General features: G+C 51.3%; 19 protein-coding genes. 17 read left to right on the forward strand and 2 right to left on the reverse strand.

What is annotated here, in order from left to right; all coding sequences use genetic code 11:
* From T488_RS0110835 to T488_RS0110910, 16 genes are all read left to right on the forward strand, one after another.
* Complete coding sequence (locus T488_RS0110835; protein ID WP_028520818.1) at window positions 1–2,391, forward strand: endonuclease MutS2; 2,391 nt, start codon at window positions 1–3, stop codon at window positions 2,389–2,391.
* 54 nt (window positions 2,392–2,445) lie between these two features.
* A complete protein-coding gene (locus tag T488_RS0110840; RefSeq protein ID WP_028520819.1) occupies window positions 2,446–4,353 on the forward strand; it encodes a diguanylate cyclase in 1,908 nt (635 codons plus the stop codon).
* A gap of 392 nt (window positions 4,354–4,745) precedes the next feature.
* Entirely contained in the window at window positions 4,746–5,516 is a 771-nt protein-coding gene (gene speD, locus T488_RS0110845) for an adenosylmethionine decarboxylase (RefSeq protein WP_028520820.1), read from the forward strand.
* Complete coding sequence (locus tag T488_RS0110850) at window positions 5,509–6,960, forward strand: aminotransferase class I/II-fold pyridoxal phosphate-dependent enzyme (protein WP_028520821.1); 1,452 nt, start codon at window positions 5,509–5,511, stop codon at window positions 6,958–6,960. The genes speD and T488_RS0110850 overlap by 8 nt, the downstream gene beginning before the upstream one ends.
* A gap of 74 nt (window positions 6,961–7,034) precedes the next feature.
* Window positions 7,035–7,556 carry a hypothetical protein gene (locus T488_RS17685; RefSeq protein WP_196243304.1) on the forward strand — a complete coding sequence of 174 codons (522 nt, stop codon included), beginning with the start codon at window positions 7,035–7,037 and terminating at the stop codon, window positions 7,554–7,556.
* A 126-nt stretch (window positions 7,557–7,682) separates the two neighbouring features.
* On the forward strand, window positions 7,683–8,534 hold the full coding sequence (gene speE, locus T488_RS0110860; RefSeq protein ID WP_028520822.1) for a polyamine aminopropyltransferase: 852 nt from the start codon (window positions 7,683–7,685) through the stop codon (window positions 8,532–8,534).
* Window positions 8,524–9,375, forward strand: coding sequence for an agmatinase (gene speB / locus T488_RS0110865; protein WP_028520823.1), 852 nt, complete (start codon window positions 8,524–8,526; stop codon window positions 9,373–9,375). Before speE ends, speB begins: the two co-directional genes overlap by 11 nt.
* Entirely contained in the window at window positions 9,372–10,004 is a 633-nt protein-coding gene (locus T488_RS0110870) for a hypothetical protein (RefSeq protein ID WP_028520824.1), read from the forward strand. Before speB ends, T488_RS0110870 begins: the two co-directional genes overlap by 4 nt.
* A 143-nt stretch (window positions 10,005–10,147) precedes the next feature.
* On the forward strand, window positions 10,148–10,723 hold the full coding sequence (locus tag T488_RS0110875; RefSeq protein ID WP_028520825.1) for a DUF3592 domain-containing protein: 576 nt from the start codon (window positions 10,148–10,150) through the stop codon (window positions 10,721–10,723).
* A 5-nt stretch (window positions 10,724–10,728) separates the two neighbouring features.
* Complete coding sequence (locus T488_RS18840) at window positions 10,729–11,190, forward strand: GNAT family N-acetyltransferase (protein ID WP_155267201.1); 462 nt, start codon at window positions 10,729–10,731, stop codon at window positions 11,188–11,190.
* Window positions 11,191–11,263: 73 nt separating this feature from the next.
* Window positions 11,264–11,656, forward strand: a complete 393-nt coding sequence (locus tag T488_RS0110885; RefSeq protein WP_242838345.1) for a DUF3592 domain-containing protein — start codon at window positions 11,264–11,266, stop codon at window positions 11,654–11,656.
* A gap of 27 nt (window positions 11,657–11,683) precedes the next feature.
* A complete protein-coding gene (locus T488_RS0110890; protein ID WP_028520827.1) occupies window positions 11,684–12,886 on the forward strand; it encodes a saccharopine dehydrogenase family protein in 1,203 nt (400 codons plus the stop codon).
* Window positions 12,886–13,374, forward strand: coding sequence for a VanZ family protein (locus tag T488_RS0110895; protein ID WP_028520828.1), 489 nt, complete (start codon window positions 12,886–12,888; stop codon window positions 13,372–13,374). The genes T488_RS0110890 and T488_RS0110895 overlap by 1 nt, the downstream gene beginning before the upstream one ends.
* Before the next feature lie 18 nt (window positions 13,375–13,392).
* On the forward strand, window positions 13,393–14,064 hold the full coding sequence (locus T488_RS0110900; protein ID WP_037297974.1) for a peptidylprolyl isomerase: 672 nt from the start codon (window positions 13,393–13,395) through the stop codon (window positions 14,062–14,064).
* Window position 14,065: 1 nt separating this feature from the next.
* Entirely contained in the window at window positions 14,066–15,193 is a 1,128-nt protein-coding gene (gene nspC / locus T488_RS0110905; protein ID WP_028520830.1) for a carboxynorspermidine decarboxylase, read from the forward strand.
* Window positions 15,193–15,780 (forward strand): histidine phosphatase family protein, encoded by a 588-nt coding sequence (locus T488_RS0110910; RefSeq protein WP_028520831.1) that lies wholly within the window; start codon window positions 15,193–15,195, stop codon window positions 15,778–15,780. Before nspC ends, T488_RS0110910 begins: the two co-directional genes overlap by 1 nt.
* A gap of 250 nt (window positions 15,781–16,030) precedes the next feature.
* Here the strand turns inward: T488_RS0110910 and T488_RS0110915 are convergent, their stop codons facing one another.
* Window positions 16,031–17,392: an NCS2 family permease gene (locus T488_RS0110915; protein WP_028520832.1), complete on the reverse strand. Its 1,362-nt coding sequence runs from the start codon at window positions 17,390–17,392 to the stop codon at window positions 16,031–16,033.
* Window positions 17,393–17,401: 9 nt separating this feature from the next.
* The gene (hpt, locus tag T488_RS0110920) at window positions 17,402–17,950 is read right to left on the reverse strand and encodes a hypoxanthine phosphoribosyltransferase (RefSeq protein ID WP_028520833.1); all 549 of its coding nucleotides are present in this window, start codon (window positions 17,948–17,950) and stop codon (window positions 17,402–17,404) included.
* A gap of 365 nt (window positions 17,951–18,315) precedes the next feature.
* Between hpt and T488_RS0110925 the strand changes: the two genes are divergently transcribed.
* Window positions 18,316–21,711, forward strand: coding sequence for a pectinesterase family protein (locus T488_RS0110925; protein WP_028520834.1), 3,396 nt, complete (start codon window positions 18,316–18,318; stop codon window positions 21,709–21,711).
* Window positions 21,712–21,758 lie beyond the last annotated feature (47 nt).

Below are 21,758 nucleotides of genomic sequence, written 5' to 3' on the forward strand. Positions count from 1 at the left end.
ATGGATAAATATCTGAAAACACTTGAACTGGATAAGATCCTCGATATGCTGGCGGAGCTTACCTCCAATGAGGAGACAAGACGCATGGCTCTGGAGATCCGTCCCGACAACGACCTTGAAAGAGTGCGCTATGAGTGTCTCAAGACCTCCCAGGCATTTTCCCTTTCGGTACAGTTCGGAACTCCGCCTTTCAGCAATTTCAAGGACATCAGCACCGTTGCCGCAAGAGCTGCTTCGGGGGCTGTAATATCTCTCCGCGACCTCATGGACATCGCCGCTATGCTGCGCCAGATAAAGGCGCTGGCGGACTGGTACTCCCACTGCGAGAACGTGGAGACGGAACTGAGCTACCTTTTCTCAAGGCTCCAGCCCAATGACTGGCTGCTGGAAAAACTGGAACGCTCCATCATCTCCGACAATGAGATAGCAGACGCTGCAAGTCCCGAGCTTGCCGCTATACGCCGCAAGATAAACCGCGCAGGTATGCAGCTCCGCGAAACTCTGGACAAGATGATAAAAAACAAGACCACTCAGCAGTATTTGCAGGAGAGCAATGTCACTATCCGTGACGGACGCTTCGTTCTCCCCGTAAAATCCGAGTACCGCGGACAGGTCAGCGGTCTCGTTCACGATACCTCCGCCACGGGTCAGACTATCTTCATCGAGCCTATGGCTATTGTTGAGGCGAATAACGATATACGTATCCTGGAGGGCAAGGAGCAGGAGGAGATAGAACGCATTATCCGCCAGCTCTGCCGCGACTGTGGTGACTATGCGGAGATACTTACCGAGAACTACAAGGTCTGCACGGAGCTCAATCTGTACTTTGCCAAGTCAAATCTTGCCGCAAAGCTGAACTGCTCCCTTCCCGAAATAACCGACGACGGAAAAATGCACCTGAAAAAAGCCCGTCACCCCCTTATCAGTAAGAGCAAGGCGGTGCCCGTGGACATAAGTCTCGGTGAGGACTATCAGGCGCTCATTATAACGGGACCCAATACGGGCGGTAAGACCGTTTCACTGAAAACTGCGGGACTCCTTGCAGCCATGACCATGTGTGGTCTGCTCATACCCTGTGCCGACGGCAGCAGCATTTCCGTTTACGACCATATCCTCGCCGATATAGGCGACAGCCAGAGTATTGAGCAGAACCTGTCCACATTCTCCTCTCACACCAACAAGGTAATAGAGATACTGGGCACAGCCGATGAGAAATCACTGGTGCTTCTGGACGAGCTGGGCTCGGGTACAGACCCCGTAGAGGGCGCTGCACTGGCTATATCTATAATCCGACGCCTTATGGAAAACGGCGCAAAGATAATGGTGACCACTCACTATCAGGAGCTGAAGGTCTTTGCCATCGACAGCAGCGGTGTTGAGAACGCTTCCTGCGAGTTCGACATCGAGACTCTCAGACCTACATACAGGCTCATTGTGGGCTCACCCGGAAAGTCCAACGCTTTCGCTATCTCCGAGAGCCTCGGTATGCCCTCGGATATAATCAGCGACGCAAAGTCAAGAGTCAGCGAGGCAAATTCCCGTCTTGAGGAGGTCATCGGCAAGCTGGAAGCCAGCCGTATAGAGCTTGAAAGGCAGAAGGAGGAGATCTCCCGCCTGAGAGCCGAGACCGCTGCCCACGAGGAGGCTATCCGCAGGGAGCGGGAGGAGATAGAGGCTGCAAAGGCAGACGAGCTTGAAAAGGCAAGGCTCCGCGCTATGACTATAATCGAGCAGACAAAGGCTGAGTCCAACGAGCTCATCGACGAGCTTGAAAAGCTCCGCAAGGAGAAGGACAAGAAGGATTTCAGCGCCAATGTTTCGGGAATGAAGTCAAAGACCAAGCAGAGCTTCAACAAGATGTATGACACTGCCAATCCCGTTGAGAAGCGTGACCCCAATGAGGGCTACGTCCTGCCGAGAAAGCTCAGACGCGGCGATACGGTCTATGTTGTGGACCTCCAGCGCAAGGGCATAATCTCGGGAGACCCCGACGGAAGCGACTTCGTTTTCGTCCAGATGGGCGTCATGAAGACCAAGATGAATATATCAAGGCTCCGTCTTGAGGAGCCCCAGAAGGTCACTGTGGGCAGCAAGCCCCTGAGACCAAACCGCAAAATGAACAAGATAGGCGTAAAAGCCGAGCGGAGAGGCAAAATGGAGCTGGATATACGCGGCTGTGCCTGCGACGACGGCGTGTATCAGCTGGACGCCTTCATCGACCAGGCTGTCATGTCAAATATATCCACCGTTACCATAATCCACGGCAAGGGCACGGGGCTGCTGAGACAGGCTGTGCACAAGCGGCTTAAATCCCACCCCTCCGTCAAGAGCTTCCGTCTGGGACTTTTCGGCGAGGGCGAGGACGGCGTTACGGTTGCAGAGCTGAAATAAGCCGATACTTTAAGTTAAAGACATAATATAACAGCAGGAAGGGGGAACTGCACTGTGAAAAAAAGAAAGACTATCGCAGTAGTTGCTGCGGACGTTTTCAACGAATACATGAACCGCATTTTCGTGGGTATATCCGAGCAGTGCAAAGCCCTCGGATATGACGCCGTGACCTTCCTTATGGCTTTCAACACGGAAAGCGGCAGCCTTATACAGCAGGGCGAGGAGAATATATTCACCCTCATCAGAAAGGACGTCATCGACGGCGTTATCCTTATGGCAGGCAACAACGCCAGCCAGAACCTTGTGGAAAAGTTCGAGAAGGTCTTCACCCGCTGGGGCATACCCATTATCGCGGTGGACTATGACCTGGATTTCTGTGAGTGCCTTTATTCGGAGGATAGGGAACTGATGGCGGAAATGACCGACCACCTCATCGAAAAGCATGGGTGCAGGCATATCATGTGCCTGACGGGTCCCGAGGACAGTACTCCTGCTATATCAAGAGCCGCGAGCTACAGACGTTCAATGGAGAGCCACGGTCTTGAGGTCCATGAGGGTGACATAGTCTACGGAGACTTCTGGAAGATCGCCTCGCAGAGACTGGCAAAGCGCTTCATTGAAAACAGGGATGCCCTTCCCGACGCAGTGGTCTGCGCCAATGACGTTATGGCGAGACACCTGTGCGACTCGGTCATAAAGGGCGGCATAAAGGTACCCGAGGAGCTGAAGATAGCGGGCTATGACGCCACAGGCGAAGCTACTATGCAGATACCCTCGCTGACCACGGTCTTCCCCGAGAATGAGAGACTTGGTGCAAGAGCCGTCTGCCGGCTCCACAAGATGATAACAGGTGAGGACACGGAGCCCGTGGACACCCTGAAAAGGGGGCACCTTGTCTTCGCAAAGAGCTGCGGCTGCGGAAGCAACGTGAACTACGCTCTTGCCACCCGCGAGGAGCACAGCAACCTTACCGAGCGCTTCAACAGCTACTATTGCAGGAGCGCCATGCTTGAGAGACTTATGGAGGAAAAGAACCTTGAGGGGCTCCTCAGAAAGCTCAACGGTTTTGCCTATACCATCAATGGTCTTGAGAACTATCTGCTGTGCCTGTGCAAGAACTGGGACAACGTGGAGGAAGAGGACAGCGAATATATCCGCGAGGGCTATGCTCCCGTCATGGAGAATAAGTTCGTATACACCAGGAACGGCGTGGATTTTGTGAACCGCGAATTCCCTTCCGAGGATATTCTTCCCGATTTCATAGACGAGTATTGCAGCGAGCCCTCTATGTACTTCCTGCTGCCCCTGCACTTCATGGACCGCTGCTTCGGTTACTCCGTGTTCAGGTTCAATGACGTGAGAAAGGCTGTGAGCAGCGTTTTCGCAAGGTGGAACAGAAATATCAGCATATCTCTTGAGTTCCTCCGCGTCCGCACCAAGCTCACCAGCATAAATCAGCGCATATTCATGAGCTCTATCCGTGACACCCTGACGGGTATCTACAACAGAAAGGGCTTCAACAGGCTCTCGGAGGGCATATTCCGGAAAGCAAGGGACGAGGGGAAGACTCTCTTTGTCATGATGGCTGACCTTGACCAGCTTAAAATGATAAACGATAACTTTGGTCATATGGAAGGGGACAACGCTATCACCGTTGCCGCAAACGCTCTCCAGACCAGCTGCCGGCTCAACGAGGTCTGCGCCCGTATAGGCGGCGACGAGTATGCCATCGTGGGCTGCGGAGACTACTCCGATGAGCATATCAGCGAGCACATGGAGGCTGTAAGGAGCTACTTCGACAGGTATAATGCCTCATCGGGCAGAAAGTACGAGGTGGGGCTCAGTCTCGGCTATTTCCTCGGCGTCCCCGACAAGGACTCGGAGCTGGATAAGTATATAAATATCGCCGACGAGGTCATGTACAGGGACAAGGTGAGAAGGAAAAAGCTCAGGGAAAACTGAGATACTATATATAAATTAATATGTGTCTGAGTATTGACAAAAAAGGCGAAATATGATAAAATAAACTGAATTGCAAAAGAAGCTTCGGTTTCAGAGCAAGACTATTGACCACTCCCTCAGGAGTCGAGGCCATACGGACAGCCGGGTCAAATGCCGACCGCCGATAATTCGGCTGGCAACTTCTGTTGCCTTATTGATTCGACCCAGCGTCGATAAAGTTTTTATAAGTTCTCATCAGCTTGTGAAAGGTCAATAAGAGTAGTAAAAGGTAGTACTTGCTTGTATAGACTCTGAAACCATTTGTGAAGTCTCTGCGCTGACAGCATAGATATTTCATGCACACAACGGCTGATAAGGTCTTTGTGTGCATTTTTGTTTGAAGGTGTGGTTTTATGGAGAATAAGCTTAAACTTTACGGATTCAATAACCTTACGAAGTCGCTGAGCTTCAATATCTATGATGTCTGTTATGCCAAGACTGCCCGCTCGCAGCAGGAGTATATCGCCTATGTAGACGAGCAGTACAACTCTGAGCGTATAACCGACATAATGACCCATGTTACTGAGATGATAGGCGCTCAGGTGCTGAGTATGTCCCGCCAGGACTATGACCCTCAGGGCGCTTCCGCTACCTTCCTTATCGCGGACGACACTATGGTCCCCGCAGGAGGAAGCGAGACCGTGGCTCACCTTGACAAGAGCCATGTCACGGTGCATACCTACCCCGAGTTCCACCCCGATACCAGTATCGCCACCTTCCGTGTGGATATAGACGTTGCTACCTGCGGCAAGATAACTCCGCTGACAGCTCTGGACTATCTCATCGGAAGCTTCGATTCCGACATCATCACCATGGACTACAGGGTAAGAGGCTTTACGAGAAATCTGGACGGTGAAAAGCTCTTCATCGACCACGATATAACCTCTATACAGAACTATATCGATGCAAAGATACTGGACAAGTACGACGCCGTGGATATAAACGTGTATCAGGCTAATATGTTCCATACAAAAATGCTCATAAAGGAGCTTGACTTACAGAATTATCTGTTCAACACAGATGTGAATGAGCTTCCGCCGAGACGCAGACTTGAGATAACCAATGCGCTCCAGCGGGAGATGATAGAAATTTTCAGCGGAAGGAACGTGTTCGGAAATGGCTGACCTTTCTCAGACCAATGCGCCTATTTATGAGGCACTGAGGAAATTCCGCCGCATGAGAGTCGTTCCCTTCGACGTCCCCGGACATAAGAGGGGCAGAGGAAATATGGAGCTCACCGAGTTCCTGGGCGAGGACTGCATGAACGTTGATGTAAACTCCATGAAGCCCCTGGACAACCTCTGTCACCCCGTATCCGTCATCAAGGACGCGGAGGAGCTGGCTGCCGAGGCTTTCGGCGCGGCAAATGCCTTCTTTATGGTGGGCGGCACCACCTCTGCGGTGCAGAGCATGATAATGTACGCCTGCAAGGAGGGCGACAAGATCATCATGCCCCGAAATGTACACAGAAGCGCTATAAATGCGCTCATACTCACGGGAGCTGTCCCCGTTTACGTCAATCCCGACGTGAACCGCAAGCTGGGCATCGCTCTCGGTATGTCGGTAGCCCAGGTGGAGCAGGCTATCCTTGATAACCCCGACGCCAAGGCTATTATGGTGAACAATCCCACATACTACGGTATATGCTCGGATCTGAAAAGGATTACGGAGCTGGCTCATGCCCATGGTATGCTGGTGCTTGTGGACGAGGCTCACGGCACTCATTTCTACTTCGGCGAGAACTTTCCCGTAACTGCCATGGCGGCAGGTGCGGACTGCGCCTCGGTAAGTATGCACAAATCGGGAGGAAGCCTTACACAGAGCTCATTCCTGCTTCTAGGCAAAAACATCAATGCCGACTATATGAGACAGGTCATCAACCTGACCCAGACCACCAGCGCCTCATATCTGCTGCTGTCAAGTCTGGACATCTCAAGAAAGCGTCTTGCTCTCGGCGGCAGGGAGATATTCGCACAGACTGTGGAGATGGCTGAGTACGCACGCTCGGAGATAAACGATATAGGCGGCTATTACGCCTATTCGCGGGAGCTGGTAAACGGCGACAGCATCTTCGATTTCGACGTCTCAAAGCTCAGTATCTATACGCTGCCTATCGGACTCGCAGGTATCGAGGTCTATGACCTCCTCCGCGACGAGTACGATATACAGATAGAATTCGGCGACATCGGCAACGTTCTCGCCTACATCTCAGTGGGAGACCGAAAGCGCGACATTGAGCGCCTTATCAGTGCCCTCTCGGAGATAAAGCGCCGTTTCGGCAAGAGCGGTTCGGATATGCTGACACAGGAGTACATAAGCCCCGTGGTGGCTGAGACTCCCAGAAAGGCATTCTACGCCCAGAAGCGCTCACTCCCTCTTGAGGAGACCGCAGGGCTGGTGTGCAGCGAGTTCGTAATGTGCTATCCACCCGGTATACCCATACTGGCTCCCGGAGAGCTCATCACCGACGAGATAATAGAATACATAAAATATGCCAAGGAAAAGGGCTGCCAGATGACAGGCACCGAGGACATAAATATCGAAAGACTCAACGTCCTTGACTACTGATGATATGAAACGCATACCGCTAAGGCGGAGGACGTTTTATATAATATAATTTTTCTTTAAGGAAGGGTAAAAACATGAACATGAAGAAAATCGGAATCACTATGAGCCTGCTTATGGGCGTAACACTCAGCTTCTTTTTATCGCTGGTGGGAAACCTCGGCTCAGAAGACGGATTCAAGCTCCCCGCATTTCTCGTAAGCTTTGCCGTAAGTACGGTGATAAGCCTTATCATCGGCTTCCTGGTACCTATGCCGAAGCTGGAGAGAGGCGCTGTAAAGGCTATGGGGCTCAAGGAGCGCAGTGTTCCCGCAAAACTTGTTTCAGCTCTTATCTCTGACCTTATCTACACACCCATCATCACACTGGCTATGATAGTTCTCGCACGCAAGATGGCAATGAAAATGAGCCACGGTCATGCAGATCTCCCGCCCTTCATGGTAATGTTCCTGAAGTCGCTCATCATCAGCCTCATCGTTGCTTTCATCATCATACTTATCGTAACACCTATCTACATGAAGCTTTCATTCAAGGCCGCAGGTGTTGATCCTGCCGCAGGCGGTCCTCCCGCAGGTGGTCCTCCCGCTGACAGAAAGTGAAATTCAGACTGAGAATTGAAAGTAGAGAGCTGAAGGCTGTACATTGCAGCTTTCAGCTCTGAACTGTCAACTCTTATCCCACAGACCCGCGCAGAAAACAGGTCTGTCACTGAACGGAGGTATAGTATGGAATTATGGTTCACGGAGAGACATACTCCCAATGTTAAATTTTCCATAAAGGTCGATCATCAGCTTTACAGCGGAAACAGTGAATTCCAGCGTATCGACGTTTTCGATTCCAAGGAATTCGGACGCTTCCTCACCCTGGACGGCTATATGATGCTCACCGAAAAGGACGAGTTCATCTATCACGAGATGATAACTCATGTCCCTATGGCAGTACACCCAAATCCAAAGAATATACTGGTCATCGGCGCAGGTGACGGCGGAGTTGTCCGCGAGCTCACCCGCTATCCCTCTGTGGAGAGCATTGACCTGGTGGAGATAGACGAGCTGGTGGTGGAGGTCTGCAAGAAGTACCTGCCCACTACTGCCTGCCGATTTGACGATCCGAGAGTCCATGTGTTCTACGAGGACGGCGTGAAGTTCATACGCCGCTGCAACGACCAGTATGACGTTATCATCGTTGACTCTACGGACCCCTTCGGTCCCGGAGAGGGACTGTTTACCAAGGAGTTCTACGGAAGCTGCTTCAAGGCGCTCCGCGACGATGGTATCATGGTAAATCAGCATGAAAGCCCCTTCTATGACGAGGATGCCGCAGCCATGCAGCGCTCCCACAAGCGTATAGTGGAGAGCTTCCCCATAAGCAAGGTCTATCAGGCTCATATCCCCACCTATCCGTCGGGACACTGGCTCTTCGGCTTTGCCTCAAAGAAATATCACCCCACCAACGATTACAACGGCACAAAATGGAGTATGCAGGGCATCAAGACCAGATACTACAACCCCAGGCTCCATACGGGCGCTTTTGCTCTGCCGTGCTATGTAGAGGAGCTTCTTAGAGATGTTGAATAAGAATATACAGACATTCATCGCCTGCGACAGTGAGTATGAGGATGCAAAAATAGTCCTCTTCGGAGCAGGCTTTGACGGTACCACAAGCTTCCGTCCCGGCACAAGGTTCGCACCCTCTGCCATCAGGAACGAGAGCTTCGGAATAGAGACCTACAGTCCCTATCAGGATAAGGATATGACAGACTACAGCTTCTTCGACAGCGGAGACCCGGAGCTGCCATTCGGAAACACAGACGGAGCTGTTGGAGATATAACCGCACGTTCCGCTCAGATACTGGCTGACGGCAAGCTGCCCTTCATGATCGGCGGCGAGCACCTGGTCACCCTCGGCTCAGTCAGGGCTGTGAAGGAAAAGTACGATGACCTTTATATCGTACACTTCGATGCTCACGCAGACCTCCGCGATGACTATCTCGGTCAGAAGCTGTCCCATGCCTGCGTGCTCAGGCGCTGCCATGAGCTGGTGGGGGACGGTCATATCTTCCAGTTCGGTATCAGAAGCGGCGACCGCGAGGAATTCATCTTTGCCGACAGCCATACCGAAATGCACAAGTTCAGCTTCGACGGTCTGGAGGACGTTGTTGAGAGGCTGAAGGGAAAGAATGTGTACTTCACTCTGGACCTGGACGTTCTGGATCCTTCGGTTTTCCCCGGAACTGGCACTCCCGAGGCAGGAGGAGTTACATTCGATGAACTGAGGAAGGCTGTTACACTTGTGTGCAGCAGGCTGAACATCGTGGGCTGCGACGTCAATGAACTGAGCCCTGTTTACGATCAGAGCGGAGTTTCCACCGCCGTTGCCTGCAAGATCATCAGAGAAATGCTCCTTGCACTGTCATGAATAACTATAACGATTACGGAGGGGGCTACGATGACGGCCTCACTCCCGTCAAAAGCGATAATAAAAAGACAGTCATCATAGTGATCGTTGTTGTCCTTGCAGCTATGGGGCTTTGTTGCTGCTTCCCCTTTATGGGACCTGCTTTTCAGGTGGTCGCCAGCTACAAGACGGAGATCCTGGGCGAGATTGACGCCTTCGATACGCCCGGCAAGGCGGTGGTAGTCGATGTTCAGGAGGTAAGCGTGGAAAAGCACAATGGCAAGATCCATACCACCGAGTATTCTATCACCTATGAGTATGAATACAACGGCATCACATACAGGGAGCCCTTCATGGAGAACTATGCTAAGCCCTATCGAAGCGTTGGCGATAAGGTGGATATTCTTATCAAGTCGGAATACCCAAATCAATTCTGTGAGACCCAATACATAGAAAAAGCTAAAAAGAGGAATAAGATCATTCTGGCAGTTGCCATCGCGATACTGTTCATGCCTGTCATAGCCATCATTGCGCTGGTGCTCATAATAAAGAGAGCTTACCGACGCAAAAAGAATACCTATGTGGACAACTACGGCGTGGATCTGTACTCTATGGAGGAAAGAGATCCCAACGACGATTACAGAGGCTGACCGCCGGGAGATCGGAAGAGACTGCAAAAAGTATGTCATCAGGACTGTGATAATGACAGTGCTGCTCCTTGCTACCATAGCAGGCGGCTGAATATACATCAGGCGCCGAGGCAGTTAAGGTTCGAAGGAAAGAGATGATATTTATGGAAAATGGAAACAGAAAGCAAAAAAGCGTTCTGACAGCTCTGATAATTGTCGGAGTAATTATCATATTCGGTATCGTTGCTTTTGCCGCTATACCGTTTCTTACTGTGAAAAAGCTGGCTGACGACTCCATGAATGTTGATGACAACAACTATGATACAGTTATCACTGCGGTGATAACCGAGAATATGGTCCGCCACGATGAGGACGGCACCACGTTCTATACTCCCGTGTATGAGTATGAATTCAACGGAAATACCTATCGCGTTCCTGCGGGAGTAAGCTCAGCGGATAAGAAATACGATGAGGGACAGAAGGTGGAGATAAGGATCTCCTCGCACTTCCCCGGAAGAATGACAGACCCTGCCTTCAATTCAAAAACTGTATTCAATAAGGCGAGCAGGAGCATTACGGGAGTATTCCTTATGGTGATGATATTCCCTGTGATCATGCTGCTGGTGGTGATCATTATCGTTATCGTTCTGATACGCATCAGCAAAAACAAAAAAACAGAAACAGTTTATACTTCTTCTCCGCAGGAGGATTACGACTCCAATGACGACTACAGAGGTTGATATATATGAATATTTTCAGAGCACAGAATGTTTCGGGACTTGCGGAAATACGAATGAAGTACCTCCGCGAGGATTTTCCCTTTATGACTGACGCTGAGGCAGCAAGGATAAATGCAAGGCTTCCAAGATACTACGCCGACCACCTTAACTGCGACTTCTTCGCATACCTGGCTGAGGACGAGGGAAAGATAATAGGCTCAGCCTTCCTGACAGTGAGGGAGATGCCGCCAAATCCCAACTTTCCCAACGGACGTGTGGGAACGGTGCTCAACGTCTATACCGAGGCGAGCAAGCGCAGACAGGGTATCGCCACTGCTCTCATGGAGCTCCTTATCGCGGACGCAAAGACCATGGAGCTTGACTACATCGAGCTTAAAGCCACCAAGGACGGCTACCTGCTCTATAAGAAGCTGGGCTTTGAGAAGGCGTCTTCTTCCTATACGCCTATGAAACTTATGCTGAGATAAACGGCAGGGCACGGGGGAATGAGCCTTTGAATATATAGCTTAACAGATAAGGGGGCGAAAAGCTGTGAATCTGATGGTTGCTGTTATCATAATGGGTGCATTTGTTGTAATTGGAGTGCTGTATCTTCTTGGTATGATAATAAAGAGACTGAAGTGCAGCGAAGAGGTAGAGGCGACGGTTGCAGAGCTGATACCCAATAACGACTCTGACTCAGGGCGCACTTATTATCCCGTCTTCACATACAGGTATGAAGGCGTGGACTACAGAGTAAAAAGCAATTTCAGCTCCTGGTTTATAAAACTGAGCGAAGGACAGCAGGTCACGCTATTCATAGACCCCGACAAGCCCGATAGAATATGGTTCCCCAGGGAGACCATACACAAGGTCATAACCATTGTGTGCTTTATTGCTTCAAGCGCATTGATAATGATGGGATTCTATCTGTCATATAAAAAAGGACAATAATATATTAAAGATACGGAGGAATAAAAAATGGGAAAATGTATGATCATCGGCTGCGGAGGAGTTGCTTCCGTTGCTATCCACAAGTGCTGTCAGAACAGCGAGGTGTTTGAGGGCATAATGATCGCAAGCCGCACAAAGTCAAAGTGCGACGCGCTGAAGGAGAAGCTCCAGCCTACTACAAAGACAGTCATCGAGACCGCTCAGGTCAACGCTGACAATGTTGACGAGCTCGTTGCTCTTATCAACAGCTATAAGCCCGACGTAGTGCTCAATCTGGCGCTCCCTTACCAGGATCTGACTATCATGGACGCTTGTCTGGCTACAAAGACACACTATGTTGACACTGCAAACTATGAGCCCCTTGACACTGCAAAGTTTGAGTACAAGTGGCAGTGGGCTTACCGCGAGAGGTTCGAGAAGGCAGGCATAACAGCCCTCCTGGGAAGCGGCTTTGACCCCGGTGTTACAGGCGTTTTCTCCGCTTATGCCATGAAGCATGAGTTCGACGAGATAAACTATATTGACATTCTGGACTGCAACGGCGGCGACCACGGTTATCCCTTCGCTACCAACTTCAACCCCGAGATCAATATCCGCGAGGTATCCGCTAAGGGAAGCTACATCGAGGACGGCAAGTGGGTAGAGACAGAGCCCATGGAGATCAAGCGCGTTTACAACTTCAAGGGCGTAGGCGAGAAGGATATGTACCTCCTCCACCATGAGGAGCTTGAGTCACTTGCGCTTAACATCAAGGGTATCAAGCGTATCCGCTTCTTCATGACCTTCGGTCAGAGCTATCTCACACACCTCAAGTGCCTTGAGGACGTGGGCATGACATCTATCGAGCCTATCATGTATGAGGGCAGGGAGATAGTTCCACTCCAGTTCCTGAAGGCAGTTCTTCCCGATCCTGCTTCACTGGGTCCGAGAACAGTGGGCAAGACCAACATCGGCTGTATCTTCCGCGGCAAGAAGGACGGCAAGGACAAGAACTACTACCTCTACAACATCTGCGATCATCAGGAGTGCTACAAGGAGGTCGGCTCACAGGCTATCTCCTATACCACAGGCGTTCCCGCTATGATCGGCGCTATGATGATAATGACAGGAACCTGGAAGAAGGCAGGCGTCTACAACATCGAGGAGTTCGATCCCGATCCCTTCATGGAGGCTCTCAACAAGTGGGGACTTCCCTGGGAGGAGGACTTCAATCCCACTCTCGTTGACTGATGGGAAAAAGCATAGATCGTATAGGCAGAGCGGCGATATATATACTTTTCGGAGTCTACGTCATCGCCGCTCTCTATCTGCTCTTTTTCATGAGGATAAGTATGTGGGATCATCTCACATACAGAGAGTATTTCCGGTATAATACCAATTTTGTCCCCTTCAGGACCATTGCGGAGTTCGCAGGATATTACCGCCGCGATGATTCGGTCTACGGGGACATCTCCCTGGTGAATATCTGGGGCAATCTGGCGGTTTTCCTGCCTGCGGGGATATTTTTCCCTGCTATATGGAAAAAGCAGCGCAGATTCCGTAATTTCACCATTACTGCGGCAGCGGTCATCATAGCTGTGGAGCTTTTGCAGTTTCTCACCATGCGGGGAAGCTGCGACATTGATGATTTTATACTGAATTTTTTCGGAGCTGTCATAGGATTTTCACTTACAGGGCTTAAAATAGTCAGAAGGCTGGCATTCGCCGGCACTGAATAGAAATCAGGAGGAATAAATATGAATTTTTTCGAGGCTTTAAAGAAGACAGCGGCTGTAGCTGCTGCAACAACAATGCTCATGCTGGTGGGCTGCGGCAAGGACGCTGCAACAAACGGCTCGGACAAGACTGAGGCGACCAAGGCAGCAGGCAGTGCGTCCGGCAATACTATCATTATCGAACTGGACACAAAGGCAGCTCCCATTACCTGCGAGAACTTCGAGAATCTGGTAAAGAGCGGCTTCTATGACGGACTTACCTTCCACCGTGTTGTTGATGACTTCATGGCTCAGGGCGGCGACCCCGAGGGCACAGGCATGGGCGGCAGCGACAAGACCATAAAGGGCGAATTCTCCAGCAACGGCGTTGAGAACCCCCTCTCACATACCCGCGGAGTTATCTCCATGGCAAGAAGCATGGACCCCGACAGTGCGTCCAGCCAGTTCTTCATCTGCTACACAGACGACTGCACCTTCCTTGACGGCAACTATGCTGCATTCGGCAAGGTAACAGAGGGTATGGAGGTCGTTGATGACTTCCTCAAGGTTCCCCGCTCAATGGGTGGAGACAACGAGGTATCCGCACCCGATTCTCCCATTGTCATGGAGAAGGTGGAGATGATAGATCCTGCCGAGGACGGTTCACCCAGAGTTCAGATCACAATGAACGACTTCCTTGCAGACGTAAAGTAAAATGTTTGATGTTAAAAAAGTGCCGACTCCCTGCTACATAGTGGATGAGTCGGCGCTTATCCGTAATCTGGAGATACTCCGCGGAGTGTCGCAGCGCACAGGCGCAAAGATACTCCTTGCTCAGAAGGCTTTTTCCTGCTATCACCTCTATCCCCTCATTGGGGAGTACCTTTCGGGAACAGCTTGCAGCGGTCTCTATGAGGCAAGGCTGGGCTATGAGGAGATGGGCAAGGAAAATCACGTTTTTTCCGCTGCCTACCGCGAGAGCGAGATAGACGAGATAATCTCGTACTGCGGCCATATCATCTTCAACTCCTTCACTCAGCTGGACAGGTACCGTGACCGCGTACTTTCGGCAGGGAAGAAGATAGGTCTCCGCATAAATCCTCAGTGCTCCACTCAGGAGGGACACGAGATATACGACCCCTGCTCGCCAAAATCAAGGCTGGGTATCACACGGGAGAACTTCCGCGAGGACGACCTTGAGGGCGTTACGGGTCTGCATTTCCACACTCTCTGCGAGCAGAACTCCGATGACCTTGAGACCACTCTCGACGCCATCGAGGAGAGGTTCGGGGACATACTCCCGAAAATGGAGTGGATAAACTTCGGCGGCGGTCATCATATCACCCGTGCCGACTACGATATACCGAGACTGGAGAAGTGTATCCGCCGTATGCAGGAGAAGTACGGGCTGGAGGTCTTTCTGGAGCCCGGCGAGGCTATAGCCCTCAATGCAGGCTGGCTGGTCACCGAGGTGCTGGACATTATCAAAAACGATATGCCCATCGCTATCCTTGACACCTCTGCTGCCTGCCATATGCCCGATGTACTGGAAATGCCCTACTGTCCGCCCCTTGTAGGCTCGGGAGAGAGCGGCGTGAAGCAGTTCAGCTACCGCCTCGGCTCCCAGACCTGTCTCGCAGGCGACGTAATAGGGGAGTATTCCTTCGATGAGGAGCTCCATATCGGCGACAGGCTGGTCTTCGGCGACATGGCGATATACTCCATGGTGAAGAACAACACCTTCAACGGTATGCCCCTGCCCCATATACTGCTGCTGAAAAAGGACGGCAGCTTTGAAGAGCTCCGCCGCTTCGGCTATTCTGACTTCAGGGAGAGACTTTAATGACAAATATATACTTTGTGCGCCACGCACAGCCTCAGTATTCCTGCGCAGATACGGTGGTCCGTCCCCTTACGGAGGAGGGACTTCGCGACACTGCGGAGGTAGTCCGCACCATGAAGGACATTCACCTTGACTACGCCATTTCAAGCCCATACAAGCGCAGCTATGACACCATAAAGCAGGCTGCGGAGGACCACGGGCTCACTATCGACACCGATGAAAGGCTGCGCGAGAGAATGAACGGCAAGGACAGCAATAATATGGATATGTTCCGCAGACGCTGGGCTGACCTGAGCTTTTCCGAGAGCGATGGCGAGTGCCTTCAGTCCGTTATGGACAGAAATATCGCCGCGGTAAATGATGTTCTGGACAGCCACGAGGGTGAGAGCATTATCCTCGGCACCCACGGCACAGCGCTCAGTACTATCCTCCACTACTACGATAACAGCTTCGGGTTGGATGACTTCCTTCGCCTTATCGATTTTATGCCCTATATCGTCAGACTGGGCTTTGAGGGACGCCGCTGTGTGGAAAAAGAGGAGCTTCTCATCGTGAAAAAGGAGTTCAAAAATGGGTTTAAGCGTTGACAACACTCGCAGATATAGCGTGAAATGTCGCTAAGAAAATGGGCGGCATTGATTTTAAGCCGTTAGCCCATAGCTGTTCGCCCCTACAACGCCAAATTTTCGGGACGCCGAGGGCGACTTCCTGTAGTACAGGGAGATGTCCGAAGGACAGAGGGTCGCGGCTCCTGTTGGGAGGCGTCCCCTACACATATAAATTCAGCCCCGAAGCACTTTGAAATGCTTCGGGGCATTTTTATGTGATACTTTTTCCTTACAGGAAGATATATTTCAGTATGAACAATACAGCCAGAATGTACATTATGGGATTTATCTCCTTGCGCTTGCCGCATACCAGGTTAATGACTACATAGGAGATGACTCCGATGGAGATACCCTCCGATATGCTGTAGAACAGGGGCATTGCTATAACACAGAGATATGCAGGGATAGCTGAGGTGTAGTTCTTCTCGTCCACCTTTATCTCGGAAACTGTGCTGAACATAAGGAATCCTACCAGTATCAGTGCAGGTGCGGTTGCGAATGCGGGGATAGCGATGAAGATAGGTGCCAGCAGCATAGAGAGAAGGAAGAGAACTGCGGTGGTAAGAGCTGTGAGACCTGTTCTTCCGCCGGCGGCAGCTCCTGCTGAGGACTCAACGAAAGTAGTAGTAGTTGAGGTTCCCAGAACAGCGCCTGCTGTAGTAGCTACTGCGTCTGCCATAAGGGCGGGTCTGATAGCGGGGAGCTTGCCTTCCTTGTCGAGAAGTCCAGCCTTGGTGCTTACGCCTATGAGGGTTCCGAGAGTGTCGAAGAGGTCAACGAAGAGGAATGAGAATATGACCACGATGAAGTTGAATATTCCCACCGAGTCGAAGTCCACATTGAAGCACTGTCCGAAGGTATCGCCCAGCTTTGTGAAGTCGGTCATGCGGAAGGAGGGGATAAGTGTGAACACGCCTGCGTCGGGGTCGGGAACGTATATGCCCGTCAGCTCGCAGATTATGCCCAGTATCCATGTGGCAAAGATACCGATGAGGATAGAGCCCTTTATCTTTTTGATGTAGAGGATAGCCATTATAAGCAGTCCAACAACTGCCAGGATAGCACATATACCCGTGGTGTGGATATTCTCGCGGAAGTTGGTGAGCTGTACAAGAGTAGCCGAGTCAACGGCAAGTCCTGCATTCTGGAGTCCGATAAAGGCAATGAACAGACCGATACCAACGGACACCGCTCGTTTCAGGGAGAGTGGTATAGCGTCAAAAATGGCTTCCCTGACCTTTGTCAGCGACAGGATTATGAAAACGATACCCTCGATGAATACCGCCAGCAGAGCCACCTGCCATGAATAGCCCAGGTTTCCGCAGACCGTGTACGCCATGTAGGCGTTGAGTCCCATTCCTGCGGAGAGGGCGAAGGGAAGGTTTGCCATAAAAGCCATACAGGCTGTGCCTATAAATGAGGCTATACAGGTAGCAAGGAGCACCGCAGTGGGGTCCATGCCTGTTGTGGAGAGCACATTGGGGTTTACTGCCAGAATATAAGCCATGGTCATGAAGGTGGTGAGACCGGCGGCTATTTCGGTTTTTACATTGGTATTGCGTTCCTTGAGTTTGAATATCTTCTCAAACATTTCTGCACCTCATTCCTCGAATTCAGCTATATATGGGAGATTTCTGTAGAATTCGCCGTAGTCCAGACCGTAGCCGATAACAAAGTAATCGGGTATGGTGAACAGGGAAAGGTCCGCATTCAGCTCCACCACGCGGCGGTCGGGCTTGTCCAGGAGGGTGATGACTCTCAGGGAGCGCGGCTCTCTGACTCTCAGTATCTTGAGTATCTCGTTGAGGGTTCGTCCCGTGTCGATTATGTCCTCCACGATGATGACGTGATAGTCGCTGATGTCGTGCTTGAGGTCCATGGTTATCTCAACGTGCCCCGATGACTGAGTCCCCTCAAAATAGCTCTTTGCCGCCATAAACTCTATCTCGCAGGGGACTGTCACCTCGCGGCACAGGTCTGCCATGAAGACGAATGCGCCCTTGAGAATGCTCACCAGCAGTATGGGCGAGCCGTCGTAGATCGAGTCGATATAGGCTCCTGCTTCTTTAAGACGGGCACGTATCTCCTCCTGTGAGATGATTACGCGCTTGACCTTGCTTTTCCACTGTTCTGTGCTGTCAAATTTCATAAGATTCTCCTCCATAGTTGTTATTACAGAAATACTATTCCATTATAATTATACCATTTTGGTGAACATTGTCAATAACTGCCTCAAAATCTTTTTTATTCCGCTATTTTAAGCCGTGGATTAAATGATGAGCGTATTTCTGAAATATAGCTAAAGGGAAGGAACTGCCATTGTACAAATCCACAAATATTACCGCAAAAACAGGTTTATATTTACAAATACGGAAAAGCATGATATAATTATGATGTATAGGTGTATATTCCGCGGCTTCTCTTTCCCTGTGGGGAGCCCAGGCGTTACACCGCTATTTTCAGGCAGTTCCGCCTTAGGCAGCGGACTGCGGCGAATTAAAAAGGAGTAAAAACATGAAAACCAGAACAGAAAAGATTACCTTGCAGCTTCTGGCTCTTGTCTCTGCCCTTGCGGTCTTTTTTGCGGCACTTTCGGTGTTCCCGACACTGAGAGCTGCGGCTGCGGGAACAGACCTCTATGTAGGCTATCCGGGCAAGAGCAACAACTTCTCAACAGTTCAGGCGGCTGTTGACAAGGCTGCGACCCTCAGCCCCTCATCGGAGCAGAACCGCGTGACCATTCACATTGCTCCCGGTACCTACCGTCAGCAGGTCATCGTCCAGACACCCTATGTCTCATTCGTAAATGACGAGCCCTCAAAGGGCGACGTTGTGCTCACCTGGTACTATGGTATCGGCTATAAGTACTACAGCGCCAACTCCAAGGGCTATTACGACGGCAATCTTGCAGCCTCAAAGAGCGGCAAGAACGTTTCCAACTACCGCTGGGGCGCTACCGTACAGCTCTGGCCGAAGGCTACATATTTCAAAGCCGAGAACATCGTCTTTGAGAATTCCTTCAACCGCTACATCACTCAGGAGGAGCTGGCAGACGGCGTTGAGTGTACCAATGAGACCCTCAAGGTCCAGCGATACAACGGCGTTGACGTAAAGTCAAAGGCTTATACGGAGCGTGCGGCAGCTCTCTCCGTGGACACAGGCTATGCGGAGTTCCTGAACTGCAAGTTCCTGTCAAGCCAGGATACTCTCTACACAGGCGGCTCTCCCCAGTACTATAAGAACTGTCTCATCGAGGGTCAGACCGACTATATCTTCGGCGGAAGCAATGCTGTTTTCGATAACTGCGAGCTCCGCTGGAAGGGCTACAGCAGCGGCTCGGTAGGCGGCTACATCACTGCCGCAAGAGAGCAGGGCAGCCCCTACACAGGCTATCTTTTCAAGGACTGCAAGGTAACTGCAAACCCTGACCTCACGGTAGTTGCAGGCTATCTGGGACGTCCCTGGGCTCAGAGCGCAAAGGTGCTGTTCGTGAATACTACTCTCCAGAACGGCAATATGATAACCCCGGCAGGCTGGTACTCAATGAGCGGCGTTCAGCCCGAGACCGTTGACGGCTTCAAGGAGAACGGCACAAGGCTCACAAACGGTCAGAAGGTGGACCTCTCGCAGCGCAAGGGACATACCGTCTCTGACAGCGACGCTGCAAACATCAATATCAAGAACTACCTCAACAACTGGACTCCCACATTCCTTGACGGCTCCGGCAGCAGCGGTCAGCAGCCCTCCGGCAATGTGGACGGAGCTATAAAGCTCTGCGGCGGCTGGTTCGAGGAAGCCTTCGTGGAGTTCGACAGCTCAAAGCTGGGCAGCAATGTCAAGGTGAGCTACGCTCAGGCAGGCAGCTCCGACTATACCGCAGTTGACTCTCAGCTCATACGCGGTACAAGAGTCGATATTCCCGGACTCAAGGGTAATACCGAGTACAATATCAGCCTGACAGGCTCCAACGGCTCAGCCTCCTGCACGGTCAAGACAATGGCATTCGACCGCAGCGGCTATGCTCACTGGAACACCTCCGACGGCGTGGGCGCTTACAACAGCGACGGTACTCTCAGGTCGGGAGCAACAGTCATCTATGTTACCAACTCCAATAAGGACTCCATAACCTACGGCGGTCAGACGGGTCTTTACAATATCTTCTACAGCGGCAAGCCCAAGAACGTGGTATTCCGCATCATCGGCGACATTGACGTTCCCTCGGGTGCCAAGGCTAACGACGGCAAGCAGAACGACGGTTCATCTATGCTCTATCTCCAGAACGCAGAGAACGTAACTATCGAGGGTATCGGCTACGATGCGAACCTCAATCAGTGGGGCTTCGAGATGAAGCGCAGCAAGGGCTGCGAGGTCCGCAACCTGTGGCTGGGCAAGTACCCCGATGACGGCGTGTCCATGTCGGGAAGCTCAGATAACAAGTCCCTGCATATGTGGATACACAACAACACCATCGAGAAGGGCTACAACGCCTACGCAGGCAACGGCACTGTTGATGCCGACAAGGCTGACGGTGACGGCTCACTGGATATAAAGTGGACAGAGTATGTTACAGTTTCCTACAACGTGTTCCAGGACTGTCACAAGACCTCTCTTGTAGGCGGCGGCACAAGCCATATGCAGGACTGGATAACCTACCACCACAACTGGTTCAACAATACCGAGTCCCGTAATCCCCGTGCGAGAAACGCACATATCCACAGCTACAACAACTACTTCTACAACAACAAGCAGTACGGAATAGGCGCCTCCTATAATTCAAAGGTGTTCTCAGAGGCTAATTACTATCAGAATACCTACCTGCCGCTTGACGCTGTAAATATGGGCAGCGATGCTTATTCGGGAACTATCAAATCCTACGGTGATAAGTTCGACGGCTGTGATATGGGCAGCGGTCTTGCATACCAGATAGTGAACTCCCGCAATGACAAGGCTTATATAAATAACCTGAAATCAGGCGGAGACGGCTATGACAACTTCGATACCGACTCTTCAAAGATCTACGGAAGCTACAATGTTCAGTCCGCAGACGCTGCAAAGGCTGAGGTAATGGCTTACGCAGGACGTATGCAGAACAAGGCTTACAATGCAGGCTCAGTATCACAGGGCGGTGAGCCCGTTGTCATCGACCAGCCCATGAAGAGCACACTTATCGCTCGTCTTGACATAAAGGACGCAAGCTACGGCGCACAGTGGTCTATCGCTGAGAGCTTCGGCGTTGGCGACAAGGCATTCGGCGACCGCGAACACGTTATCGCTTCTGTTCCTGCTGCAATAAGCGGCGGAGAGCACATCATCACAGCCTGCAACTCCAAGAACACAGACTCCGATCTGGCAGTAATAACAGCTGCAAAAGACATAACGGTCTATGTGGCGCTTGACCGCAGAGTGACCACACCTCCCTCATGGCTGGGAAGCTTCACAAGAACAGGCGATGTTGTGGAGATCAACGACAGTGAGGAGATCAGACCCTTTGATGTTTACGCAAAGGAGATCAAGGCAGGTGAGGCTCTCACTCTCGGCACCAACGGCATGAGCGGTGCCTGCATGAACTACACGGCATTCGTGGCAGAGACTCCCGCAGTTACAACAACTACGACAACTACGACAACGACGACTACCACGACAACAACGACAACTACTACCACTGCTCCTGTACAGACAGTGCTTGCAGGCGATACCAACTGCGACGGCAAGGTTGAGCTGGCAGATGCAGTGCTCATAATGCAGTCCATTGCAAATCCCGACAAGTACGGCATAGGCGGAAGCTATGAGAAGTGCCTTACCGAAGAAGGCAAGCGGAACGGCGACGTGGACAAGTCTATCGAGGGCCTTACCTCCAATGACGCACTTATGATACAGGAGTATCTGCTCCACAAAATATATTCATTGTAAGTAAAAAGCTGCTCAGAAATGAGCAGCTTTTTTCATGTGTATAATAC

Source organism: Ruminococcus flavefaciens ND2009 (genome assembly GCF_000621785.1).
GTDB lineage: Bacteria > Bacillota > Clostridia > Oscillospirales > Ruminococcaceae > Ruminococcus > Ruminococcus flavefaciens_C.

Excerpts from the sequence above, each read along its gene's own strand:
- T488_RS0110890 (WP_028520827.1), top strand. The coding sequence starts at position 11,684 with ATGGGAAAATGTATGATCATCGGCTGCGGAGGAGTTGCTTCCGTTGCT.
- T488_RS0110870 (WP_028520824.1), top strand. The coding sequence starts at position 9,372 with ATGAATAACTATAACGATTACGGAGGGGGCTACGATGACGGCCTCACT.
- T488_RS0110875 (WP_028520825.1), top strand. The coding sequence starts at position 10,148 with ATGGAAAATGGAAACAGAAAGCAAAAAAGCGTTCTGACAGCTCTGATA.
- T488_RS0110915 (WP_028520832.1), bottom strand. The coding sequence starts at position 17,392 with ATGTTTGAGAAGATATTCAAACTCAAGGAACGCAATACCAATGTAAAA.
- T488_RS17685 (WP_196243304.1), top strand. The coding sequence starts at position 7,035 with ATGAACATGAAGAAAATCGGAATCACTATGAGCCTGCTTATGGGCGTA.
- T488_RS0110925 (WP_028520834.1), top strand. The coding sequence starts at position 18,316 with ATGAAAACCAGAACAGAAAAGATTACCTTGCAGCTTCTGGCTCTTGTC.
- T488_RS0110895 (WP_028520828.1), top strand. The coding sequence starts at position 12,886 with ATGGGAAAAAGCATAGATCGTATAGGCAGAGCGGCGATATATATACTT.
- T488_RS0110910 (WP_028520831.1), top strand. The coding sequence starts at position 15,193 with ATGACAAATATATACTTTGTGCGCCACGCACAGCCTCAGTATTCCTGC.
- T488_RS0110900 (WP_037297974.1), top strand. The coding sequence starts at position 13,393 with ATGAATTTTTTCGAGGCTTTAAAGAAGACAGCGGCTGTAGCTGCTGCA.
- hpt (WP_028520833.1), bottom strand. The coding sequence starts at position 17,950 with ATGAAATTTGACAGCACAGAACAGTGGAAAAGCAAGGTCAAGCGCGTA.
- nspC (WP_028520830.1), top strand. The coding sequence starts at position 14,066 with ATGTTTGATGTTAAAAAAGTGCCGACTCCCTGCTACATAGTGGATGAG.
- T488_RS0110850 (WP_028520821.1), top strand. The coding sequence starts at position 5,509 with ATGGCTGACCTTTCTCAGACCAATGCGCCTATTTATGAGGCACTGAGG.
- T488_RS0110885 (WP_242838345.1), top strand. The coding sequence starts at position 11,264 with ATGGTTGCTGTTATCATAATGGGTGCATTTGTTGTAATTGGAGTGCTG.
- T488_RS18840 (WP_155267201.1), top strand. The coding sequence starts at position 10,729 with ATGAATATTTTCAGAGCACAGAATGTTTCGGGACTTGCGGAAATACGA.
- speE (WP_028520822.1), top strand. The coding sequence starts at position 7,683 with ATGGAATTATGGTTCACGGAGAGACATACTCCCAATGTTAAATTTTCC.
- T488_RS0110835 (WP_028520818.1), top strand. The coding sequence starts at position 1 with ATGGATAAATATCTGAAAACACTTGAACTGGATAAGATCCTCGATATG.
- speB (WP_028520823.1), top strand. The coding sequence starts at position 8,524 with ATGTTGAATAAGAATATACAGACATTCATCGCCTGCGACAGTGAGTAT.
- speD (WP_028520820.1), top strand. The coding sequence starts at position 4,746 with ATGGAGAATAAGCTTAAACTTTACGGATTCAATAACCTTACGAAGTCG.